This is a genomic window from Maritimimonas sp. 2205BS37-2, assembly GCF_056591755.1.
Map to the genome: position 1 here is coordinate 1,194,669 of NZ_JBWQOI010000001.1, position 18,406 is coordinate 1,213,074.

The 18,406-nt window shown below is 33.6% G+C and carries 16 protein-coding genes; 9 read left to right on the forward strand and 7 right to left on the reverse strand.

Going from position 1 to position 18,406, the window contains the following annotated elements; genetic code table 11:
* Positions 1-29: 29 nt before the first annotated feature.
* From AC1EUU_RS05725 to AC1EUU_RS05745, 5 genes are read right to left on the reverse strand one after another with little or no spacing between them, the layout of a single operon-like run.
* A complete protein-coding gene (locus tag AC1EUU_RS05725) occupies positions 30-476 on the reverse strand; it encodes an LNS2 domain-containing protein (RefSeq protein ID WP_480200424.1) in 447 nt (148 codons plus the stop codon).
* Entirely contained in the window at positions 466-1,776 is a 1,311-nt protein-coding gene (locus tag AC1EUU_RS05730; protein WP_480200425.1) for a 4Fe-4S dicluster domain-containing protein, read from the reverse strand. Before AC1EUU_RS05730 ends, AC1EUU_RS05725 begins: the two co-directional genes overlap by 11 nt.
* 17 nt (positions 1,777-1,793) lie before the next feature.
* Positions 1,794-2,399, reverse strand: a complete 606-nt coding sequence (locus tag AC1EUU_RS05735; protein ID WP_480200426.1) for a carboxymuconolactone decarboxylase family protein — start codon at positions 2,397-2,399, stop codon at positions 1,794-1,796.
* Positions 2,399-3,352, reverse strand: coding sequence for an MlaD family protein (locus AC1EUU_RS05740; protein WP_480200427.1), 954 nt, complete (start codon positions 3,350-3,352; stop codon positions 2,399-2,401). Before AC1EUU_RS05740 ends, AC1EUU_RS05735 begins: the two co-directional genes overlap by 1 nt.
* 59 nt (positions 3,353-3,411) lie before the next feature.
* Complete coding sequence (locus AC1EUU_RS05745; RefSeq protein WP_480200428.1) at positions 3,412-4,515, reverse strand: N-acetylmuramoyl-L-alanine amidase family protein; 1,104 nt, start codon at positions 4,513-4,515, stop codon at positions 3,412-3,414.
* 196 nt (positions 4,516-4,711) lie between these two features.
* Between AC1EUU_RS05745 and AC1EUU_RS05750 the strand changes: the two genes are divergently transcribed.
* Positions 4,712-7,330, forward strand: coding sequence for a putative LPS assembly protein LptD (locus tag AC1EUU_RS05750; protein WP_480200429.1), 2,619 nt, complete (start codon positions 4,712-4,714; stop codon positions 7,328-7,330).
* Between the two features lie 28 nt (positions 7,331-7,358).
* Positions 7,359-7,739 carry a RidA family protein gene (locus AC1EUU_RS05755; RefSeq protein WP_480200430.1) on the forward strand — a complete coding sequence of 127 codons (381 nt, stop codon included), beginning with the start codon at positions 7,359-7,361 and terminating at the stop codon, positions 7,737-7,739.
* A gap of 66 nt (positions 7,740-7,805) precedes the next feature.
* Here the strand turns inward: AC1EUU_RS05755 and AC1EUU_RS05760 are convergent, their stop codons facing one another.
* Positions 7,806-8,669, reverse strand: coding sequence for an N-acetylglucosamine kinase (locus tag AC1EUU_RS05760; protein WP_480200431.1), 864 nt, complete (start codon positions 8,667-8,669; stop codon positions 7,806-7,808).
* 416 nt (positions 8,670-9,085) lie between these two features.
* On the opposite strand from AC1EUU_RS05760, the gene AC1EUU_RS05765 reads away from it, so the two are divergent.
* A complete protein-coding gene (locus AC1EUU_RS05765) occupies positions 9,086-10,201 on the forward strand; it encodes a DUF2911 domain-containing protein (RefSeq protein ID WP_480200432.1) in 1,116 nt (371 codons plus the stop codon).
* Between the two features lie 9 nt (positions 10,202-10,210).
* Positions 10,211-11,014, forward strand: coding sequence for an alpha/beta hydrolase family protein (locus AC1EUU_RS05770; RefSeq protein WP_480200433.1), 804 nt, complete (start codon positions 10,211-10,213; stop codon positions 11,012-11,014).
* Positions 11,015-11,051: 37 nt separating this feature from the next.
* Here AC1EUU_RS05770 and recG read toward each other — a convergent pair whose 3' ends face one another.
* Positions 11,052-13,151 (reverse strand): ATP-dependent DNA helicase RecG, encoded by a 2,100-nt coding sequence (gene recG, locus AC1EUU_RS05775; protein WP_480200434.1) that lies wholly within the window; start codon positions 13,149-13,151, stop codon positions 11,052-11,054.
* Between the two features lie 186 nt (positions 13,152-13,337).
* Between recG and AC1EUU_RS05780 the strand changes: the two genes are divergently transcribed.
* The 5 genes from AC1EUU_RS05780 to AC1EUU_RS05800 all read left to right on the forward strand — a co-directional run bounded on the left by AC1EUU_RS05780 (position 13,338) and on the right by AC1EUU_RS05800 (position 18,253).
* Positions 13,338-13,613 carry a hypothetical protein gene (locus AC1EUU_RS05780; RefSeq protein ID WP_480200435.1) on the forward strand — a complete coding sequence of 92 codons (276 nt, stop codon included), beginning with the start codon at positions 13,338-13,340 and terminating at the stop codon, positions 13,611-13,613.
* Positions 13,614-13,921: 308 nt separating this feature from the next.
* Positions 13,922-15,652: a tetratricopeptide repeat protein gene (locus AC1EUU_RS05785; RefSeq protein WP_480200436.1), complete on the forward strand. Its 1,731-nt coding sequence runs from the start codon at positions 13,922-13,924 to the stop codon at positions 15,650-15,652.
* Positions 15,653-15,777: 125 nt separating this feature from the next.
* The gene (locus AC1EUU_RS05790; RefSeq protein WP_480200437.1) at positions 15,778-16,230 is read left to right on the forward strand and encodes a methyltransferase family protein; all 453 of its coding nucleotides are present in this window, start codon (positions 15,778-15,780) and stop codon (positions 16,228-16,230) included.
* The gene (locus AC1EUU_RS05795; protein ID WP_480200438.1) at positions 16,221-16,988 is read left to right on the forward strand and encodes a TIGR02757 family protein; all 768 of its coding nucleotides are present in this window, start codon (positions 16,221-16,223) and stop codon (positions 16,986-16,988) included. The genes AC1EUU_RS05790 and AC1EUU_RS05795 overlap by 10 nt, the downstream gene beginning before the upstream one ends.
* A gap of 59 nt (positions 16,989-17,047) precedes the next feature.
* Positions 17,048-18,253 carry an RsmB/NOP family class I SAM-dependent RNA methyltransferase gene (locus AC1EUU_RS05800; protein WP_480200439.1) on the forward strand — a complete coding sequence of 402 codons (1,206 nt, stop codon included), beginning with the start codon at positions 17,048-17,050 and terminating at the stop codon, positions 18,251-18,253.
* Positions 18,254-18,406: the final 153 nt, after the last annotated feature.

Genomic DNA, 18,406 nt, shown 5'->3' on the forward strand with positions numbered 1-18,406 from the left:
TAATTAGTTATAAAAGATAATAATTTTTTTTATTCATGTTTACCATCATCAAAAACTTCGATGGTAACTTCTTTTCTTACAAGATCGGTAAATTTTCCTCTGTAACGAGTTGCCTTAACTAAGTGATTATCAATCCAATGATAATTGCCTCCGCGAGGTTTCCCCATTAATAGGCTATGATATTTAAATCCGTTATCTCTTAGCCATATCTCTGTATACGTTCTATGTTCTTCTGTTCGTGATGTGAAAAAGCATATTACATGACCCTTTTCATACCACTCATTAATCGTTTTTAGCGCATCAGGATAGACCTCTGCAGTTAACATACGTTCTGGTTCTTCATTTGGAATATCATCGCAAATAGTTCCGTCTATATCTATAAGGTAATTCTTAACTCCTTCGGGCAAAGAAGGGCTAATTAGTTTGCCTTCTTGATCTCTTAACTCTTCTAATTGTTTATTAAATTTATTCTTCATCTTTCCAGTTTAATCTATCTAATTGATTGTATTGCCATGGTGCTCCATTATTCTCAATATTCGTCATCATCATATTCAATTCTTGCGGCGCTGCCGATTGCTCCATCACTAAAAATCTTCTCATATCCATGATAATAGATAATGGATCAATATTAACAGGGCATTCTTCTACACAAGCATTACAAGTAGTACAAGCCCATAATTCTTCGGGTGTTATGTAATCATTTAGTAATTTTTTTCCATCATCTTTGAATTCACCTCCATTAGTGTCAATATTTCTTCCTACTTCTTCAAGACGATCTCTTGTTTTCATCATAATGGCTCTTGGAGACAACTCTTTACCTGTTAAATTCGCTGGACATGATGATGTACAACGGCCACATTCTGTACATGTGTAAGCATTTAATAATTGTACCCAATTTAAATCGGTAACATCTTCTGCACCAAATTTCTCAGGCACCTCTTCAGCATCAGTTTCGGCAGGAGCGGCAAAAGGATCAGCATTAGGGTCTAACATCATCTTAACTTCATTAGTCACAGATTGCAAATTATCAAGCTGTCCCTTAGGTTTTAAGTTTGCATAATACGTATTAGGGAATGCTAATAAAATATGTAGATGCTTAGAATAATAGAGGTAGTTTAAGAATGTAAGAATTCCAACGATATGTAACCACCATGCAGCACGCTCAACAATATGTAATGTTTCCATACTTAAACTACTAAACCATGGTGCCATAAATTGGCTTATTACATTACCAGAACCAGCTTCTTGAAAAGATACATCAGTAGCATTCATTACTAGAAATAATATCATTAAAACCATCTCAAAATACAAGATGTAAAGTGCATCGTTTTTAGGAAATCCTTTCATCTCTTTATTCCAAAAACGAGGTATTCGAAGAATCATTCTTCGAATCCAAAATGCTATAACAGATATCAATACTAACAGTGCCAGTACTTCAAAAGATCCAATCAAAAAACTATAAAATCCTCCTAAGAAAGATAAAACACGATGCGTTCCAAACAATCCATCTATAATAATCTCAAGAACTTCAATATTTATAATAATAAAACCTAAGTAAACTATTATATGTAGTAAGCCAGCAATTGGTCTTCGAACCATTTTAGATTGCCCCATAGCTATATTGATCATATTTTTCCATCGCTCTGATGAATTATCTGACCGATCAACATCTTTCCCTAATTTGATGTTACGAGCTAGCTTTTTGATATTTTTTGCAAAAAATCCGATGCCTACAATCAGTATAATTGCAAAAAGTATGTTTGGTAAGTATTGCATTTAATTTTTAAACTTAATTAATCGTGATTCCAATTTGATTCGTCATCACTGTCATTTGGCGATAATCCTAAAATATCACCTTTTGTATTTACACCCAAGCCTAAAACCGTTCTATTAGCGTAGTTAAAATAACTTACTACTTGGTTCACCTCTAGAATTTGTCCATCATCTATCCCTTCAACTCTTAACCCTTCGACCATATTTTCGGTAATATTTTGAGGCTCTAAGGTTAGCTTTTCAGCATAGCGTAAAACTAAATAATAATCTTTATTGAAGATAGACTCATAAGAATTAGTTATTAACTTTTTCTTAATAATTGTTGATTTCTCATCGTCTTTAAGTAGCCTCTTCATTCCTTGATAATGGTGTTCTACACAATAATCACAGTTATTAAGAATACTAACATATATTCCAATGGTTTCTAAAAACCATTTAGGTAAAGTATTATTACTATTATGAAGTACATTTTTGTACAAACTCATGTGGCCAGATAAAGTATGAGGCCTTAAGCTATGTACCAAGAGAATATTATCAATAGAACCATTTGGGCCCTTCACTCTATTATATAAACGTTTTAAAGTACCAACAGCATCTTTATATAATATCGTTTTAATGAAAGCCATTACTTTTCTTCTACCTGCTGATCTTCTTGAGATTGATATGGTTTTGGTCTTTTACCAAATAACGAAAAATGAACGAAACGTTTCGGGTTTAATTTAAACTCACGTAGTAATTCTTCCATTTCTTTGGTAGCTCCTTCTAAATTTTGATAGAGGCCTTCATCCTTTAAGAGTTTGCCTAATGACCCTTCTCCACTATCAACCTTTGCTAAGATAGCGTTGAAGTTCGCAACGGTTGTTTCCAACTGTTTCACAGTAGTTTTAAGGTTTGCATTATTTAATGAATCTGTAAGATCAGAAAGGTTTGCAAATGTAGATTGCGCATTTCTTGTAATAGAATCTATTCGTCCATTATCTGCTAACATTTTATCTAGTGATCTTGAAGCATTCTTGAAAGTTGCCAATGTATAGTTAAGATTTTCAAGTGATTTTTTTAAATCTCCGCCATCTTCTAAAATAGGTTTGAATTCTTTAAAGACTGCATCGGCGCTTGTTAAAAAACTTTCAATTTTTGATTGTAATGGTGCAATCTGATCATTAATTGTTCCTAAAATACCTGTTTCAATATTTCCTCGTAGGGAATCTCCTGCTTTGGCTATCGATCCATTATCCATTGAAGGAATTATTTTGATCGACTTTCCGCTAATAAAATCTGGACTATAAATTTCGGCTGTGCTATTCTTTGAAAATTTAACAGGATTATCTATTGAAAATTTAACAACAAGCTTACCAACTTTTTTAGGATGAAAGTATATTTTATCTACTTTACCAATTTTAAGACCGTTAATGGTTACCGAACCTGAAGATTCCAAGCCTTGAACATTATCATATTCAGCATAAAAATGGCGAGAATTTTCAAATAACTTCTCTCCTTTTAAGTAGCTAAATCCCCATATAAACATAGCCATTGCTATCAATGCAATAAGGCCAGTTTTTAATTCACTTGAAATTTTCAATAGATTGCTTTTTAGTCAAGCAATATTACTAATTATTTTTGGCAGTAGAAAGCTGTGATTTATTTTTGTTCTGTTTTCAAAACTTCTCTTACAGAAATTTTCTTTCCAGACTTAAAAGCAACTAAGAAAGCTGAATTATAACCTTTATTCTTTGCTTCTTTTTGTAATTGCTTAGCTTTTGTATAATCTGACGTCTTTCCATAGTAATATTTATGGTGAGCTCCAATTCTGATACGTTCTATCCCTTTAAGACCTTTAAAGTTATATGATTCTGTACTCACTCTTTTTGTGCTAGAAGCAATTTGCACTTTAAAATCAACTCCTTTAAACACCCGCGGTTTATCTTTCTTTTTAATAGGCTTTTTGGGTTCAGGTTTGACATCAACCACGGTGTTTGCGTCAAATTGTTTTTTATAAGCAATTATGCCATTATAAATAGCTTTGGCTATTTCCCTTTGGCCTTTTAGAGAGTTGAGATATGCACCCTCTTTTGGATTCGTTAAAAACCCGGTCTCTACTAGAACGCTTGGCATAAATGTTTCTCTAAGCACTTGAAAATTGTCTTGCTTAACTAACCTGTTCTTACGCTTTAAGGATTCGACAAATTGTTCTTGAATTAAGCTTGCAATAAGTAAACTCTCATCCAAGAATTCTTCCTGCATCATTGTTATCCCAATGGTAGACTCTGGTGAGTTCGGATCAAAGCCTCCATACTTTTCTTCATAATTATCTTCTAAAAAAATGGCTGAGTTTTCTTTTTGAGCTATTCTAAAATTACCTTCGTTCCCACGTTGTCCCAAAACAAATGTGCCTGCGCCATAAGCATGTGAACTTGTAAACGCGTCACAATGGATTGAAACAAAAATATTGGCATCCGATTTATGCGCTACCTCACCTCTCTCTCTAAGGCCAATAAAAGTGTCATCTTTCCGTGTATAAATCACTTCAATAGATTTGTCTTTCTTTAAGAGTTTTCCAACCTCTAGTGCAATTTTCAAGACAATATCCTTTTCACGATATTTAGTTTTTGGCGCACCTAAATTACCAGGATCAGCTCCTCCATGCCCCGCATCAAGCACCACTTTAAACTTATCTTGCGCAAAAATCTCTGTTGGTAGTATTAATAAGCCTACTACAATTAAAATTATAAATATCTTTTTCATCAATCTAAATTATGATTTAAAAGAAAAATAAAAGCTTCCCTTTTTTAACTTCATTTTAAGCAATCGTACATAAAAAATATATGTAAGTTTGTAAACTCAAAAACTGAGCCGTTTTTAAACGAACACAAAAATAGTATTAATCGCGTTGCACACAAATTTAAGGTACATACTTTTAGTTTTACTTGTTTTTAGCAGTATGGTTCAGGTAATTTATTCACAGGAGATTAACAAAAAAGATTCTGTCAATACCAAGCAACTTGACACTATAAATCTAGAAAACAGGCTCATTGTAAAGGCCACTGATTCTATAAAAACTGATACTCTAAAAACTCCTAAGGAATTTCTCGAAGATATTATAAAGAAAAAATCTGACGATTATATCTCAAATGACTTTATCAATAGGCGCGCAACATTGTATAATAATGCACAAGTATTATATCAAGATATTGAACTGCAGGCAGGGATAATTATAATAGATTATAGTAAGAATTTGGCCTATGCCAAAGGAATTATTGATAGTACAGGTAATTATGTTCAAAAACCTATATTCAAGCAAGGTAGTCAAGAATCTGAACAAGACTCGCTTATCTATAATTTTAAAAATGAAAAGGCCGTTATTTATAATACTAAGACCGAGCAAACGGGTGTAATTATAACAGGTGAAATTACGAAGCGCGAAAACGATTCTACACTTTACATTAACAAAGCTCGATTTACCACCTCTAGAAAAGAACGGCCAGATTATCATATCGCAACTAATAATATTAAAGTTGTACCGGGTAAAAAGGTAGTTGGAGGATTATCTCAGTTATATCTTGCCGAAGTACCAACACCGGCAATTTTACCCTTCTTTTATGCCCCATTAAGTAAAGAGAGAGCTGAATCAGGGATTATTTTACCAACTTGGGGAGAGAATAATGATCAGGGGTTCTTTCTGCAAAACGGAGGTTATTATTTTGCTATTAGTGATTATATTGACCTTGCTGTGTTAGGTGACGTATATACGAATGGTAGTTGGGGATTACGTTTAGAATCAAGTTATGCCCTACGTTATAAGTTTAACGGTAATTTTAGTTTACGTTTTGAAAATTTAATTTCTGGACAACGTGGTTTCCCAAATTTTGGAAAAACGAATAATTTTTACTTGCGTTGGACACATAGTCAAGATGCGCTTTCTAATCCCAATTCACGTTTTTCAGCTTCAGTAAATTTGGGAAGCAGTCAATATTTTAGAGAATCATTGAACGAGATCAATCAATCTCAAAATGTAACCAATACCTTCAGCTCGTCTATCTCTTATTATAAAAAATTTGTTGGCACTCCGTTTAATATGAACATGTCGCTTACGCATACTCAAAATACAAATACAGAGCAAATAGACATGAATTTGCCTTCGTTACAATTGAGCATGGATCGTATCTATCCGTTTGCACCAAAAACAGGTACTAAGAAAAATGCCATTCAAAATATTGGTGTTACCTATAATCTAGATCTTCAAAATCGTATTTCTACTAACGATGAAGATTTTTTTAAGTCTGACATGTTTAAAAATGCTAGAAGCGGAGCTCGTCAAACAGTATCGGCAAGTACTAATATAAAAGCACTAAATTATATTACCATTTCACCAAGTGCAAACTATAATGAAGTATGGTATCTAAAAACTATTGATAGAACTTTTGATGAAACGTTACCCGAGGGTAATCAAGTGGTAACCGACACTATTAATGGTTTTGATGCTTTTAGAGAATATTCGATGGGTGTTTCGGCTTCAACAAATATTTATGGAACGTTTAACTTTAAGAAAGGACGACTTAAAGCCATTCGTCATACATTCCGCCCCTCCATCTCATTTAATTATCGCCCGGATTTTAGTAATTTTTACGATGAAGTTCAACAAAGCGAAGATGAAGATGATCTATTAGAATACACCCGTTTTGAAGGTGGTATTTTTGGACAACCAAGCAGGGGTGTTTCAAGTAGCATTGGTATCTCATTAAACAATGTATTTGAAGCTAAAATTATGTCTAAAGACTCAACTGAAACCGAAGCTAAAAAGATTACACTTTTAAATAGTCTAAACTTCTCTACTAGCTATAATGTAGCCGCTGATTCTTTAAAATGGAGCCCAGTAAGGGCCAGCGCCAATACAAGTTTTTTTAATAATAAGCTTAACCTTACCATGAGCGCTAGCTTAGACCCTTATGCTTTAAATGCTAACGGAACACGTATTAATACATTTAATATTAATAATGGTGGAAGTTTATTCAGACTAACGAGTGCAAGTATTTCTACCAGTTATTCAATTTCTAGTGAAGAACTCGGCAAAAAGAATGAGAAATCGAAACAGGGAGAATCACCTCAAGGTCAAAGTCCAGATTCAAAAGATTTATTGGGTGGTAACCTAACCACTAGAAATAGTAAATTTGAAGATAAAAATTCTGAAAAAGAAGAAACTGAAACAACCAAACTCTACCAAGCAAGCATACCTTGGAATTTAAGTTTTAGACATACGTTTGGTTATTCAAATAGCAGACGACAAAATGAAGTTTCAACAAACTCATTACAATTTTCGGGTAGTGTAGAATTATCTCCAAAATGGAATGTAGGTATTTCCTCTGGTTATGATTTTAAAAACAAAGGTATAACACCAACCAGCTTAAACTTTGAACGTGATCTTGACAGTTGGCGGATGAGCTTTAATTGGATTCCTTTTGGTAGAAATACTACTTACTATTTCTTTATTGGGGTAAAAGCATCTGTTTTAAGTGATCTTAAATACGATCAACGTAAAGTACCTGACCGTAGATTATTCTAAATACACAATTGATAAAAGATTAAATAAAATGAAAAAAATAATCAATACTAGCAAAGCACCTTCACCTATTGGCCCTTATAACCAAGCAGTTTTAAGCGGCAATACACTCTATACTTCAGGGCAAATAGCCTTAAATCCAGAAAATGGAATGCTTATAGTAGATGACATCAGAACAGAAACTAAGCAGGTGATGGAAAATATGAAAGCCGTTTTGAATGAAGCAAACATGTCTTTTCAAGATGTTGTTAAAACTTCTATTTTTATAGCAGACATGAATGACTTTTCTGCAATAAACGAAGTTTATGGATCATATTTTAATAATGAGACGGCTCCAGCGAGAGAAACAGTACAGGTAGCGTGTTTGCCTAAAAATGTGAACGTAGAAATTTCGATGATTGCTATCAAATAGCTTCTGCTGCTAATTTATTAGTTGAGTTCAATTTTCACCATTCTGAGGTAATGGGTATGCCTCAATTTAAACCTTGTACTGTTGCGTATGGTATTTTACCAATCCATCAATAGGGCGTTTTACAAAATTACCTACTCTAAAACCCATTTCATCTGCCACCTCTTTGATTTCATCTTGTGAAAGGAAAGCGATAGAGCCCGCAAAATGAACGGGTACCTCATCAAGAATATCTTTATATTGATAAATCATATTATGGGTAAAACGTTTGAAACCAACCTTAATTAAATTTTTTATATAATCGCTTTCTTTATTTAAGAACATAAATTCTGCAAATGAAGCTAAATAAGCATTAGGGTTAGGTTGCTTGTATAGATTATATTTAATAAAATCTGCTTCTACATTATATTTTTCGGCGAACGAAACTTTAAGTTCTTCTGGCATATGATTATAATAATAATCACGAATTAATTCTTTGCCAAAGTAATTTCCGCTAGCATCATCCATAATGGTGTAACCTAAAGGAGCTACTTTATGGTGAGCTTTAGCTCCATCAAAATAAGTGCAATTAGACCCTGTACCCATAATACATACAATTGCAGCTTCATTATTTTCGATAGTCGCATATACCGCAGCCAAAGTATCTTCTTCAACAACTACTCTAGCATTTTCAAAATAACTTTCGAGTACTTGTTTTAAAGCTATCCTTGGGCCTTCGGTTCCACATCCAGCACCGTAAAAATATAGTTCTTCAACATTACTCTTGTGCAGGCTTAATACCTCATTCTCTTTCATTCTGCCCAACAATTCATCAGAGCTCAAAATTGCAGGATTTAACCCTTTTGTCCGCACTTTTTCAAATAATTGAATTCCGTTTTCATCTACTGCTATCCAATCACATTTCGTAGACCCACTATCAACTATAAATTTCATTCTATAAAATTAGGAGCGGTAAAGTTAAAAAACATAACAACTCATCCAAGCTTGTCTCATTTTTTTATAGAATGTTAAAAAATAGGTATGTAAAATTATCTTTAATGCAATATGATAATCTACAGGTAGCTTATTTTGACATCTTTATAATTTTAATCAAGAAAAAATCCATGAGAGCCGGGGCTTTCGCCTCTTATTTCTTGTACTCATGATAATTTTAGTTATATGATTTCTTTGTAGTTATGTAAAATATCGATATCAATTGAATAGAATTCTTAGACTTTTTAACACTTTAAAAAAAACTTTAACAAAGCTATAACTAGCAAAAGATAAGGTTATGGGTAATTTCAAGGCTTACAACCAAAACCACTTTCTTCCATTTTTACTAATTAATTATTAACATAAACCAAACTATTATGAAACAGTCTATTACAAAAAATCTTTTATCCACACTTGTGCTTACCCTTTTTTTGATTTTGGGAACCTCTGCTGAGGCACAATTAAATACGCCTAGAGGAAGTCAACAAGGAACCGTTAAACAACGAGTAGGTACTACAGATATCTACATTAACTATTCAAGACCACGTGTAAACAAACGTGAAATTTGGGGGAAACTAGTTCCTTATGGAATGAATAATCTAGGTTTTGGAACTGCTAAAGAATCACCATGGCGTGCAGGTGCTAACGAAAACACCATTATTAAATTTACTGATGACGTTACTCTTGAAGGAGTACCTGTAAAAGCTGGCAAATATGGACTTCATATGGTAGTTAAAGAAAATGGTGACGCCGATATAATTTTATCTAAAGATCATTCGGCTTGGGGAAGTTTCTTTTACGATCCAGCTAATGATGTAGCAAAAGTAACTGTTAAAACAGAAGAAGTACCACATAGAGAATTTCTAACATTTGAATTTGTAGATATTCAACCAACTTCAACAACAGCTGCTCTTGTCTGGGAGAAAAAGCAAATACCATTTAAGATTGAAGTACCTGTTGCAGATATTGTAATGACTGATCTAAAGAATGTATTAAAAGGTCAAAAAGGATTTACAAGAACCAACTGGGAGCAAGCAGCGAACTGGGCCGCTAATAATGGTGGAGATTTAGAACAGGCGTTAACATGGGTAGATGCCGCAAGACAAGGTCAATTCTTCAGTCAAAAAACGTTTGCTAACGCTCAAATAAAAGCGAACATCTTGAATAAAATGGGAAAACAAGATGAAGGGCTTAAATTAATGAATGAATCGTTAAAAGACGGTACCGTGTTTCAAGTTCATGGTTATGGACGTACTTTAATTGGCTTAGGATTAAAAGATAAAGCATTAGAGGTATTTAAATGGAATGCAGCTAACAACAAAAATACTTGGCCTGTAAATTACGGTTTGGCTAGAGCATATTCTGCAAAAGGTGATTATAAAACAGCTTTAAAATATTTAGACAAAGCATTAAAATTGGCACCTGCTCAAGCAAATAAAGACAGAGTACAAGCTAATATTGATAAGCTTAAAAAAGGAGAAGATATTAACTAAAGATTAATTATGAAAAAATTAATCATTGTAATACTAGCCTTTTTCAGTTTGGTTTCTTGCAAGGAAGCGTCTTCCAAACAAGAAGATTTGAGTGTGTCAACTCCTAAAAACAAGTTTGAAGAAGTGCAGTTTTACACACAAGATAGCATACAGATATTTGGCGATTTATTCAAACATGATAAATCGTCGAGTATCATCATATTATTTCATCAAGGTGGAGCCAATGCCAAAGGAGAATACACCTCCATAATTCCAAAGCTTACCGATCTTGGATACAACATATTAAGTATTGATCAACGATTGGGAGGTCAGCTTTTTGGGCATTATAATAAAACAGTTTCGAACATAGCATACAAGAATTTTTCATTTAACGGCTATACCTATTGTGATGCTTATCCCGATTTGGAAGCGGCTCTTAAATTTGTAATCGATTCTGGATTTACAGGTGATAAAATAATATGGGGAAGTAGTTATAGTGCCACACTATCTATTAAACTTGCTAAAGAGCATAGTAGCCAAGTTAAAGGGGTTTTGGCGTTCTCACCTGCTTCTGGAAAACCAATGAAAGAATGTCAACCAGATGAATATTTTACAGACTTGAAAGTGCCATTGCTAATGCTACGGCCAACTAGTGAAATGCAATCTGAAAATTCAAAAAAACAATTTGAATTAGCAAAAAGCTTAGGCCACCAAACTTATATTGCCGAAAATGGTGTTCATGGATCGTCTATGCTCGTAAATGAGCGAGTAAAAGGAGGTACCACTCAACATTGGGAAGTTGTAAAAGACTTTCTTAAAGATTTAGAAAAGTAAATGATTAAAAAGCTGAGTAGTAGATACTCAGCTTTTTTTAGCTAATATTTGCCCAAATTGCTCTATTTCTTGTAATCTCCTGATACACCATATTAATTTTTTTGTTTTCGGGCTTTTCAAGATTTGGATCTTCTTTTAAAACACTTATCGCCACCTTCCTTGCTTTTTGTAGAATGTTTGAATCTTTAACTACATCTGCGATGCGCAAATTTAGAATACCGCTTTGTTGAGTTCCCATTAAATCACCTGGCCCTCTTAGCTTAAGATCGGCTTCAGCAATTTCGAAACCATCGCTCGTTCTCACCATTGTTTCCAATCGTGTTTTAGCATCATTGGTAAGCTTAAAACTAGTCATTAAAATACAATAGCTTTGTTCGGCCCCTCGACCAACTCTTCCTCGAAGCTGATGCAATTGTGACAAACCGAAACGTTCAGCACTTTCTATAACCATTACCGATGCATTAGGGATATTAACTCCAACTTCAATTACGGTGGTGGCCACCATAATTTGGGTTTCGCCTTTTAGAAAACGCTGCATCTCATATTCTTTATCATCAGATTTCATTTTACCATGCACAATACTAATTTGATAGGCCGGTTTTGGAAATTCTCTGGTAATGCTTTCGTATCCATCCATTAAATCTTTAAAGTCTAATTTTTGAGATTCTTGTATTAACGGATAAACGACATACACTTGTCTTCCCTTAGCAATTTCTTCTTTTAAGAACTTGAAAACACTTAGACGATTACTGTCGTAACGATGTGCCGTTTTGACTTCTTTCCTTCCAGGAGGTAATTCATCAATAACAGAAATATCTAAATCACCATAAACACTCATAGCTAAAGTTCGTGGTATCGGAGTTGCTGTCATTACCAAAATATGTGGTGGCAATTGATTCTTCATCCACATTTTTGCTCTTTGAGTAACACCGAAACGATGTTGTTCATCAATGATTGCCAGTCCTAGGTTTTTAAACTTTACCTTGTCTTCTAGCAATGCATGTGTTCCTATTATAATGTGCAATTCTCCACTTTCTAATTGCTCATGAATAACTCTTCTTTCACTCATCTTAGAAGATCCTGTTAAAAGCGCCACATTAAGCTCCATTTCTTCTAAGAGTTCTATAATTGCATTAAAGTGTTGTGTAGCTAAAATTTCGGTTGGAGCCATCAAAGCTGATTGAAAACCATTATCTAATGCAAGTAGTATACATAGCAAAGCTACGATCGTTTTTCCAGAGCCAACATCTCCCTGCAACAAACGGTTCATTTGCGCTCCAGAACCCAAATCTCTACGAACTTCTTTAATAACACGTTTTTGAGCACTTGTAAGTTCAAATGGTAAATGTTCTGTATAAAACTTATTAAAATACGTGCCCACCTTATCAAAAACAAATCCTTTGATCTTTGACTTATGAATGAGTTTTTTACGAAGTAATTGCAGTTGAATAAAAAATAATTCTTCAAATTTTAATCGTTGCTGAGCTTTGGTTAGTAGCTCTTGATTTTGTGGAAAATGCAAATTAAATAGCGCATCCCCTTTTGGAATTAATTGTAACTGCTTGCAGATATTATCTGATAATGTTTCTATGAAATTTTTACCTGTGATCTCAAATAAATTCTGCATCATCTTTACCACCACTCTATTTGTAACTCCTTTATTTGAAAGGTTTTCTGTTGATGGGTACACAGGCTGCATGGCTGTCTGTAGGCTTTTTTTATAATCTTGAATTAAATCAAGCTCAGGATGCGGCATGTTAAACATACCATTAAACCAATTTACACGGCCAAAAGCCACATACGGTTCATCCACTTTTAAATTATCTTTGATCCACTTTGTTCCGCGAAACCAAATTAATTCCATTACACCGGTACTATCAACGAAAGTAGCTACCAAACGACTGCCTCGCTTTTGTTTAATCGTTTTTAAGTGAGTAATCTTTCCAATTACCTGCACTTCTGTTGAATTTTGTTGCAGCTGATTAATCTTTAAGAATTGCGTTCTGTCAATGTATCGGTTAGGAAAAAAATTGGCAAGATCTGCCAAAGTTCGTATTCCTAGCTCTTTTCTTAAAAGATCAGCTCTAGTTGGTCCAACACCTTTTAGATAGTCAATAGAAGTATGCAGATCTATCAATTGTAACGTAAGTTTTAAATAAAAACGAAGATACTAATTTGGTATATAAATAACTTTAATAAAATACTCACAAATCTTTAACATTACTTTGGGAACTTTAGCAAGAAACTATACTTACTTTTAAAATCTAAATATACTTGAGTATTCATCGTTCTGGTTATATCTCTTTTTAGAAAAAACTGAAATATGAAATTAAATTTAAAGTTAACCATCTCTTTAACCTTACTATTTATTTTAGTCCCATTCGTTTTAATCTTTCCGTTTTATGATATAGCTGGCGGTGCCAAACAAGCTCCTAATAGACAGAAATTAACTTGCACCTTAACTGTTAAAAAAACTACCCCTAAAATAAATTCGTTGAAATCAATTGATAATATCGCACCAATGATGAATAACGATAAGAACAAGGTAAATCAAAGATGTTTAGAAAAGACACATCAACCTTTTATTATTCAAAACTAGCGTCTAAAAACCGTTCAAACTTATTTTCTGTCTAATTACTATTGGAGTTTAATTCAATTACACACAAAAACAGTTGTATAATACAATAAATGATGCTATTGGTAAAAAATGTCGTCAACTGAGTTTAGGTTTTTGTAAATTTGAAGTCCCTACCCTAATTAACTGCGTACTAAGCTGTTTTAAGACAGCTATATTCAAAATAATAGAAATTATCGGTTGCGAAATGAGTTCAAAACATTAAGATTGATTTTCACATTGATGTTATAGAGAAACTCACCTAACCAATTTAAACCTTAAAATCTAAACAGATGAAAACTAAATTAGTATCCGTATTGATGATCGCAGTTGTAGTACTACTTACTATGTTCACTTTTATCCCATCACTAAAGAAGGAAAGTATTAAAGATGAGAAGATTGCAATGAATTTTATAAAATGTACTCCTGCAAAGTTCTTATTAGAGAATGTTGACACTACAAGACAAATCTCTCCACTTTTTGAAAACTTAGGAAGTCACAGTGTAGCAATTAGTACTCAAAACAAAATGGCACAACGTTTTTTCGATCAAGGGTTAAACTTAACCTATGCTTTTAATCATGCAGAAGCACATCGTTCATTTTTGGAAGCGTCAAGATTAGATCCAAATGCTGCTATGACTTTTTGGGGGCAGGCATATGCTTTAGGACCAAATATCAATGACCCACTACCCGATGATAATCGTAAAAAACAGGCTTTTGAAGCTGCTCAAAAAGCGAAAAACTTATTGGCTAATGCTACCGAAAAGGAAAAGGCCTTAATCGAAGCATTACAAACTAGATATAGTGATGATCTTACAAAAGACATTGCTGAGTTAAACATGAACTATATGAAAGCTATGGCTAAAGTAGCTGAAAAATTCTCACAAGATGATGATGTACTAACATTATATGCTGCCGCAATTATGAACACCACACCTTGGAATTATTGGGATAAAGACGGTAATCCTTCTCCCTATATAGATCAAGCTAAAAATGCATTAGAAAAAGCAATTAATAGTAACCCAAATAATGCCGGTGCACATCATTATTATATACATATGGTCGAACTTCCAATGCCTGACCTTGCTGAAGATAGTGCAGATAGAATTGGCGCTTTAATGCCTGGTGCTGGCCATATAGTACATATGGCTTCACATATTTATATTCGAATTGGTCGCTATAAAGATGCAGTGAAGGTTAATCAACAAGCTATTTTAGCGGACGAAGATTATATTTCGCAATGCTATTCGCAAGGTATCTATCCTCTAGCCTATTACCCTCATAATATTCATTTCTTATGGTCATCAGCTAGTTTATTAGGAGCAAGCGCTATTGCCATAGATGCGGCAAAAAAAACTGCTGAAAAGGTTCCAACAGGAGAGTTAAAAGAGTTACCATTTCTTCAAGATTTTGCCTCAACACCACTATTAGCATATACACGATTTGGTAAATGGAATGAAATCTTAACAGTACCAAAGCCGAATGCAGACATTAAACATCTTAATCTTATCTGGCACTATGCAAGAGGAATTGCTTTCATTAGAAAAAATAATATCAAAGAAGCACAAGAGGAATTAGATGCGTTAGCCGAATTAAAAAAAGATCAAGAATTAGAAGAGTTGGTTGCTACAGCGCATAATCCTTCATCAAGATCAGCGAATATTGCCTATGAAGTAGTAGCTGGTGAGTTATCTGCTTTAAAAGGGGATCTAACAAATGCCATAAAACATCTTAAAAAAGCAGTTCAATATGAAGATCAATTAACCTATACAGAGCCAGCTGCTTGGTATATTCCAACTAGACAAAATCTAGGTGCCATTCTATTGAAAGCTAATAGGTATGCTGAAGCTGAAGCCATCTACAAAGAAGATCTAGCGAAATTAAGACAAAATGGATGGTCTTTAATCGGGTTATATAATAGCTTAGAATTGCAAGGGAAAACTGAAGAAGCAAAAGCAATTAAAAAAGAATTTGATAAAGCCTGGGCAGATGCCGATATTGAAATAAACAGCTCCGTATTATAAATTAACTGGCGATGTCTGAAATTGTGTCATTCGTTTTAAAAATGACATCTAGGGTACTCTTTAGACATCGCCTTTTTTCTTGTTTAAAGAACATCTATATTTGAAAACTATAAAAGTTTTCATTGATGAAACTAAAAATACCACCGGCCGTTCAAGTTTTATTTTTTGGATTCTTAATGTGGTTATTAAAGAAACTTACTAGTGTAACGCATTTCGAATTTAGCTATCAAAAAGAATCCAGCTGGATCATCTGCATAATAGGTGTTTTTATAGGTATACTAGCCGTGTATTCATTTAAAAAGGCAAAGACAACAGTAGATCCATTAAACCCTAATAAAGCCTCTAATTTAGTTGTTAAAGGACTATACAAATATTCAAGAAACCCAATGTACGTCGCTATGTTATTTGTATTAGTAGCATTTTTTATAAGATTGGGTAATTTTTATAATCTTATAATTATAGTTGCATATATTTGGTATATAACCGAATTTCAAATTAAACCTGAAGAAAAAGTATTAACCAGCATCTTTGGTGGTAAATACCTTGAATATACCTCAAAAGTACGTAGATGGATTTAAGTTTTAATGAGCTACAAAGCTTCCTTAATGAAAAAGCTGCTTTATATAATAATCCGAAGTTTATTGAATCAGACCCTATACAAATACCACATCAATTTACCTTAAAAGAAGATATAGAGATTTCGGCGTTTCTTACCTCGATCATTGCCTGGGGTAATCGAAAAATGATCATTAATAATGCTCAAAAAATGATGGACTTTTTAGGAAACTCTCCTTATGATTTTATTGAAAATCATCAAGAACATCATTTAGAGAAATTAGAGGTTTTTGTGCATCGAACCTTTAATGGCGTTGATTTACAATATTTTATAAAAGCACTTCAAAATATTTATAGAAATCATAATGGACTCGAATCTTTATTTAGAGCGAATTCCAAAAGTTCCTTGCAAGAAACTATCAGTGTATTTAAAAAAGTATTTTTTGAATTAGAGCATCCTGAAAGAACTACAAAACATGTTTCGGATCCGGTAAAAGGATCGGCCGCTAAACGGATCAATATGTTTCTACGTTGGATGGTACGAAAAGATACTAATGGTGTTGATTTTGGAATTTGGAATTCACTATCACCTTCTCAGTTATCGTGTCCACTGGACACACATTCTGGGAATGTGGCTCGTAAATTAGGATTATTAAAAAGAAAGCAAAACGATGCCAAAGCATTAAATGAGTTAGATCTAAATCTTCGAAGGCTCGATGCCAATGATCCTGTAAAGTATGACTTCGCTTTATTTGGTTTAGGTGTGTTTGAGAAGTTTTAAATAGCTACCTTTGCAAACATTTTATTCGGCAATTTCTCCAAATAAAAACAACTATTTTAATGAGACTACACAGAAATTTAGTTTTTGCGGTTATCGATAGCCTACGCGATATTTTTAATGAAGGCGTATATGCAGATAAAGCTGTAGAAAAAGCACTTAAAAGAGATAAACGCTGGGGAAGTAGAGATCGAAAGTTTGTTGCTGAAACCATCTATGAAATTGTTCGATGGAAACGATTGTATGCCGAAATAGCAAATGTAAAAGAACCCTTTGACCGACCAAACTTATGGAGGCTTTTTTCAGTATGGTGTGTTTTAAAAGGTATCCCATTACCAGATTGGAATCAGATTGAACCCACACCATCAAGAAGGATTAAAGGACGTTTTGATGAACTATCAAAAACTAGAAAATTTCGCGAGTCTATTCCCGATTGGATTGATGAGCTTTGCGTTAGTGAACTTGGTGAGGAAGCCTGGACAAAAGAAATTGCCGCTCTTAATAAACAGGCAGAAGTCATTTTACGTACGAATACTTTAAAAATTTCAAAGACACAATTGCAAAAGCAATTGAGAACAGAAAACATAATTACCGAGCAGTTAGCTAATCATCCTGATGCACTAAAACTAGTTGAACGAGCTAACGTTTTTAAAACACAAGCGTTTAAAGATGGACTATTCGAAGTGCAAGATGCTTCGTCTCAATTGGTCGCGGCTTATTTACAAGTTCAACCAGGTATGAAAGTCGTAGATACTTGTGCGGGAGCAGGCGGAAAAACATTGCATTTGGCATCTTTAATGCAAAATAAGGGTCAAATTATTGCTATGGACATCTACGAAAGTAAACTTAAAAAATTAAAAGTGAGGGCTCGAAGAAATGGTGTTCATAATATAGAAATTAAAGTAATTGACTCAACTAAACCGATTAAAAAACTTTATGAGAAAGCCGATAGAGTTTTAATTGATGCGCCATGCTCAGGCCTAGGTGTTTTACGAAGGAACCCCGACTCTAAATGGAAGTTGAAGCCAGAATTCTTAGATGATATTAAAAAAACACAACAAGAAATACTACAAAGCTATTCAAGAATGGTAAAGCCCGGTGGTAAATTGGTATATGCAACATGTTCTGTATTACCATCTGAGAATCAAAATCAAGTTGAGGACTTCTTAAAATCTAATAATGAGTTTAGCTTTATTAGCGATCATAAAGTGCTTTCTTCTACATCAAATTATGATGGGTTTTATATGGCTTTATTAGAAAGAAAATAATTAGAATCAAGACTTGAAACATACTAAAAGCTTTCACTTTATTAGAAGGAAAACTATGTGCCGGCTACCTCTAATTTAATCGGCTAAAATTATTCTTAAACAATTTACTTATTACTTTTTGCGTTCTTAGGATACATTCTAATAAATGAATGG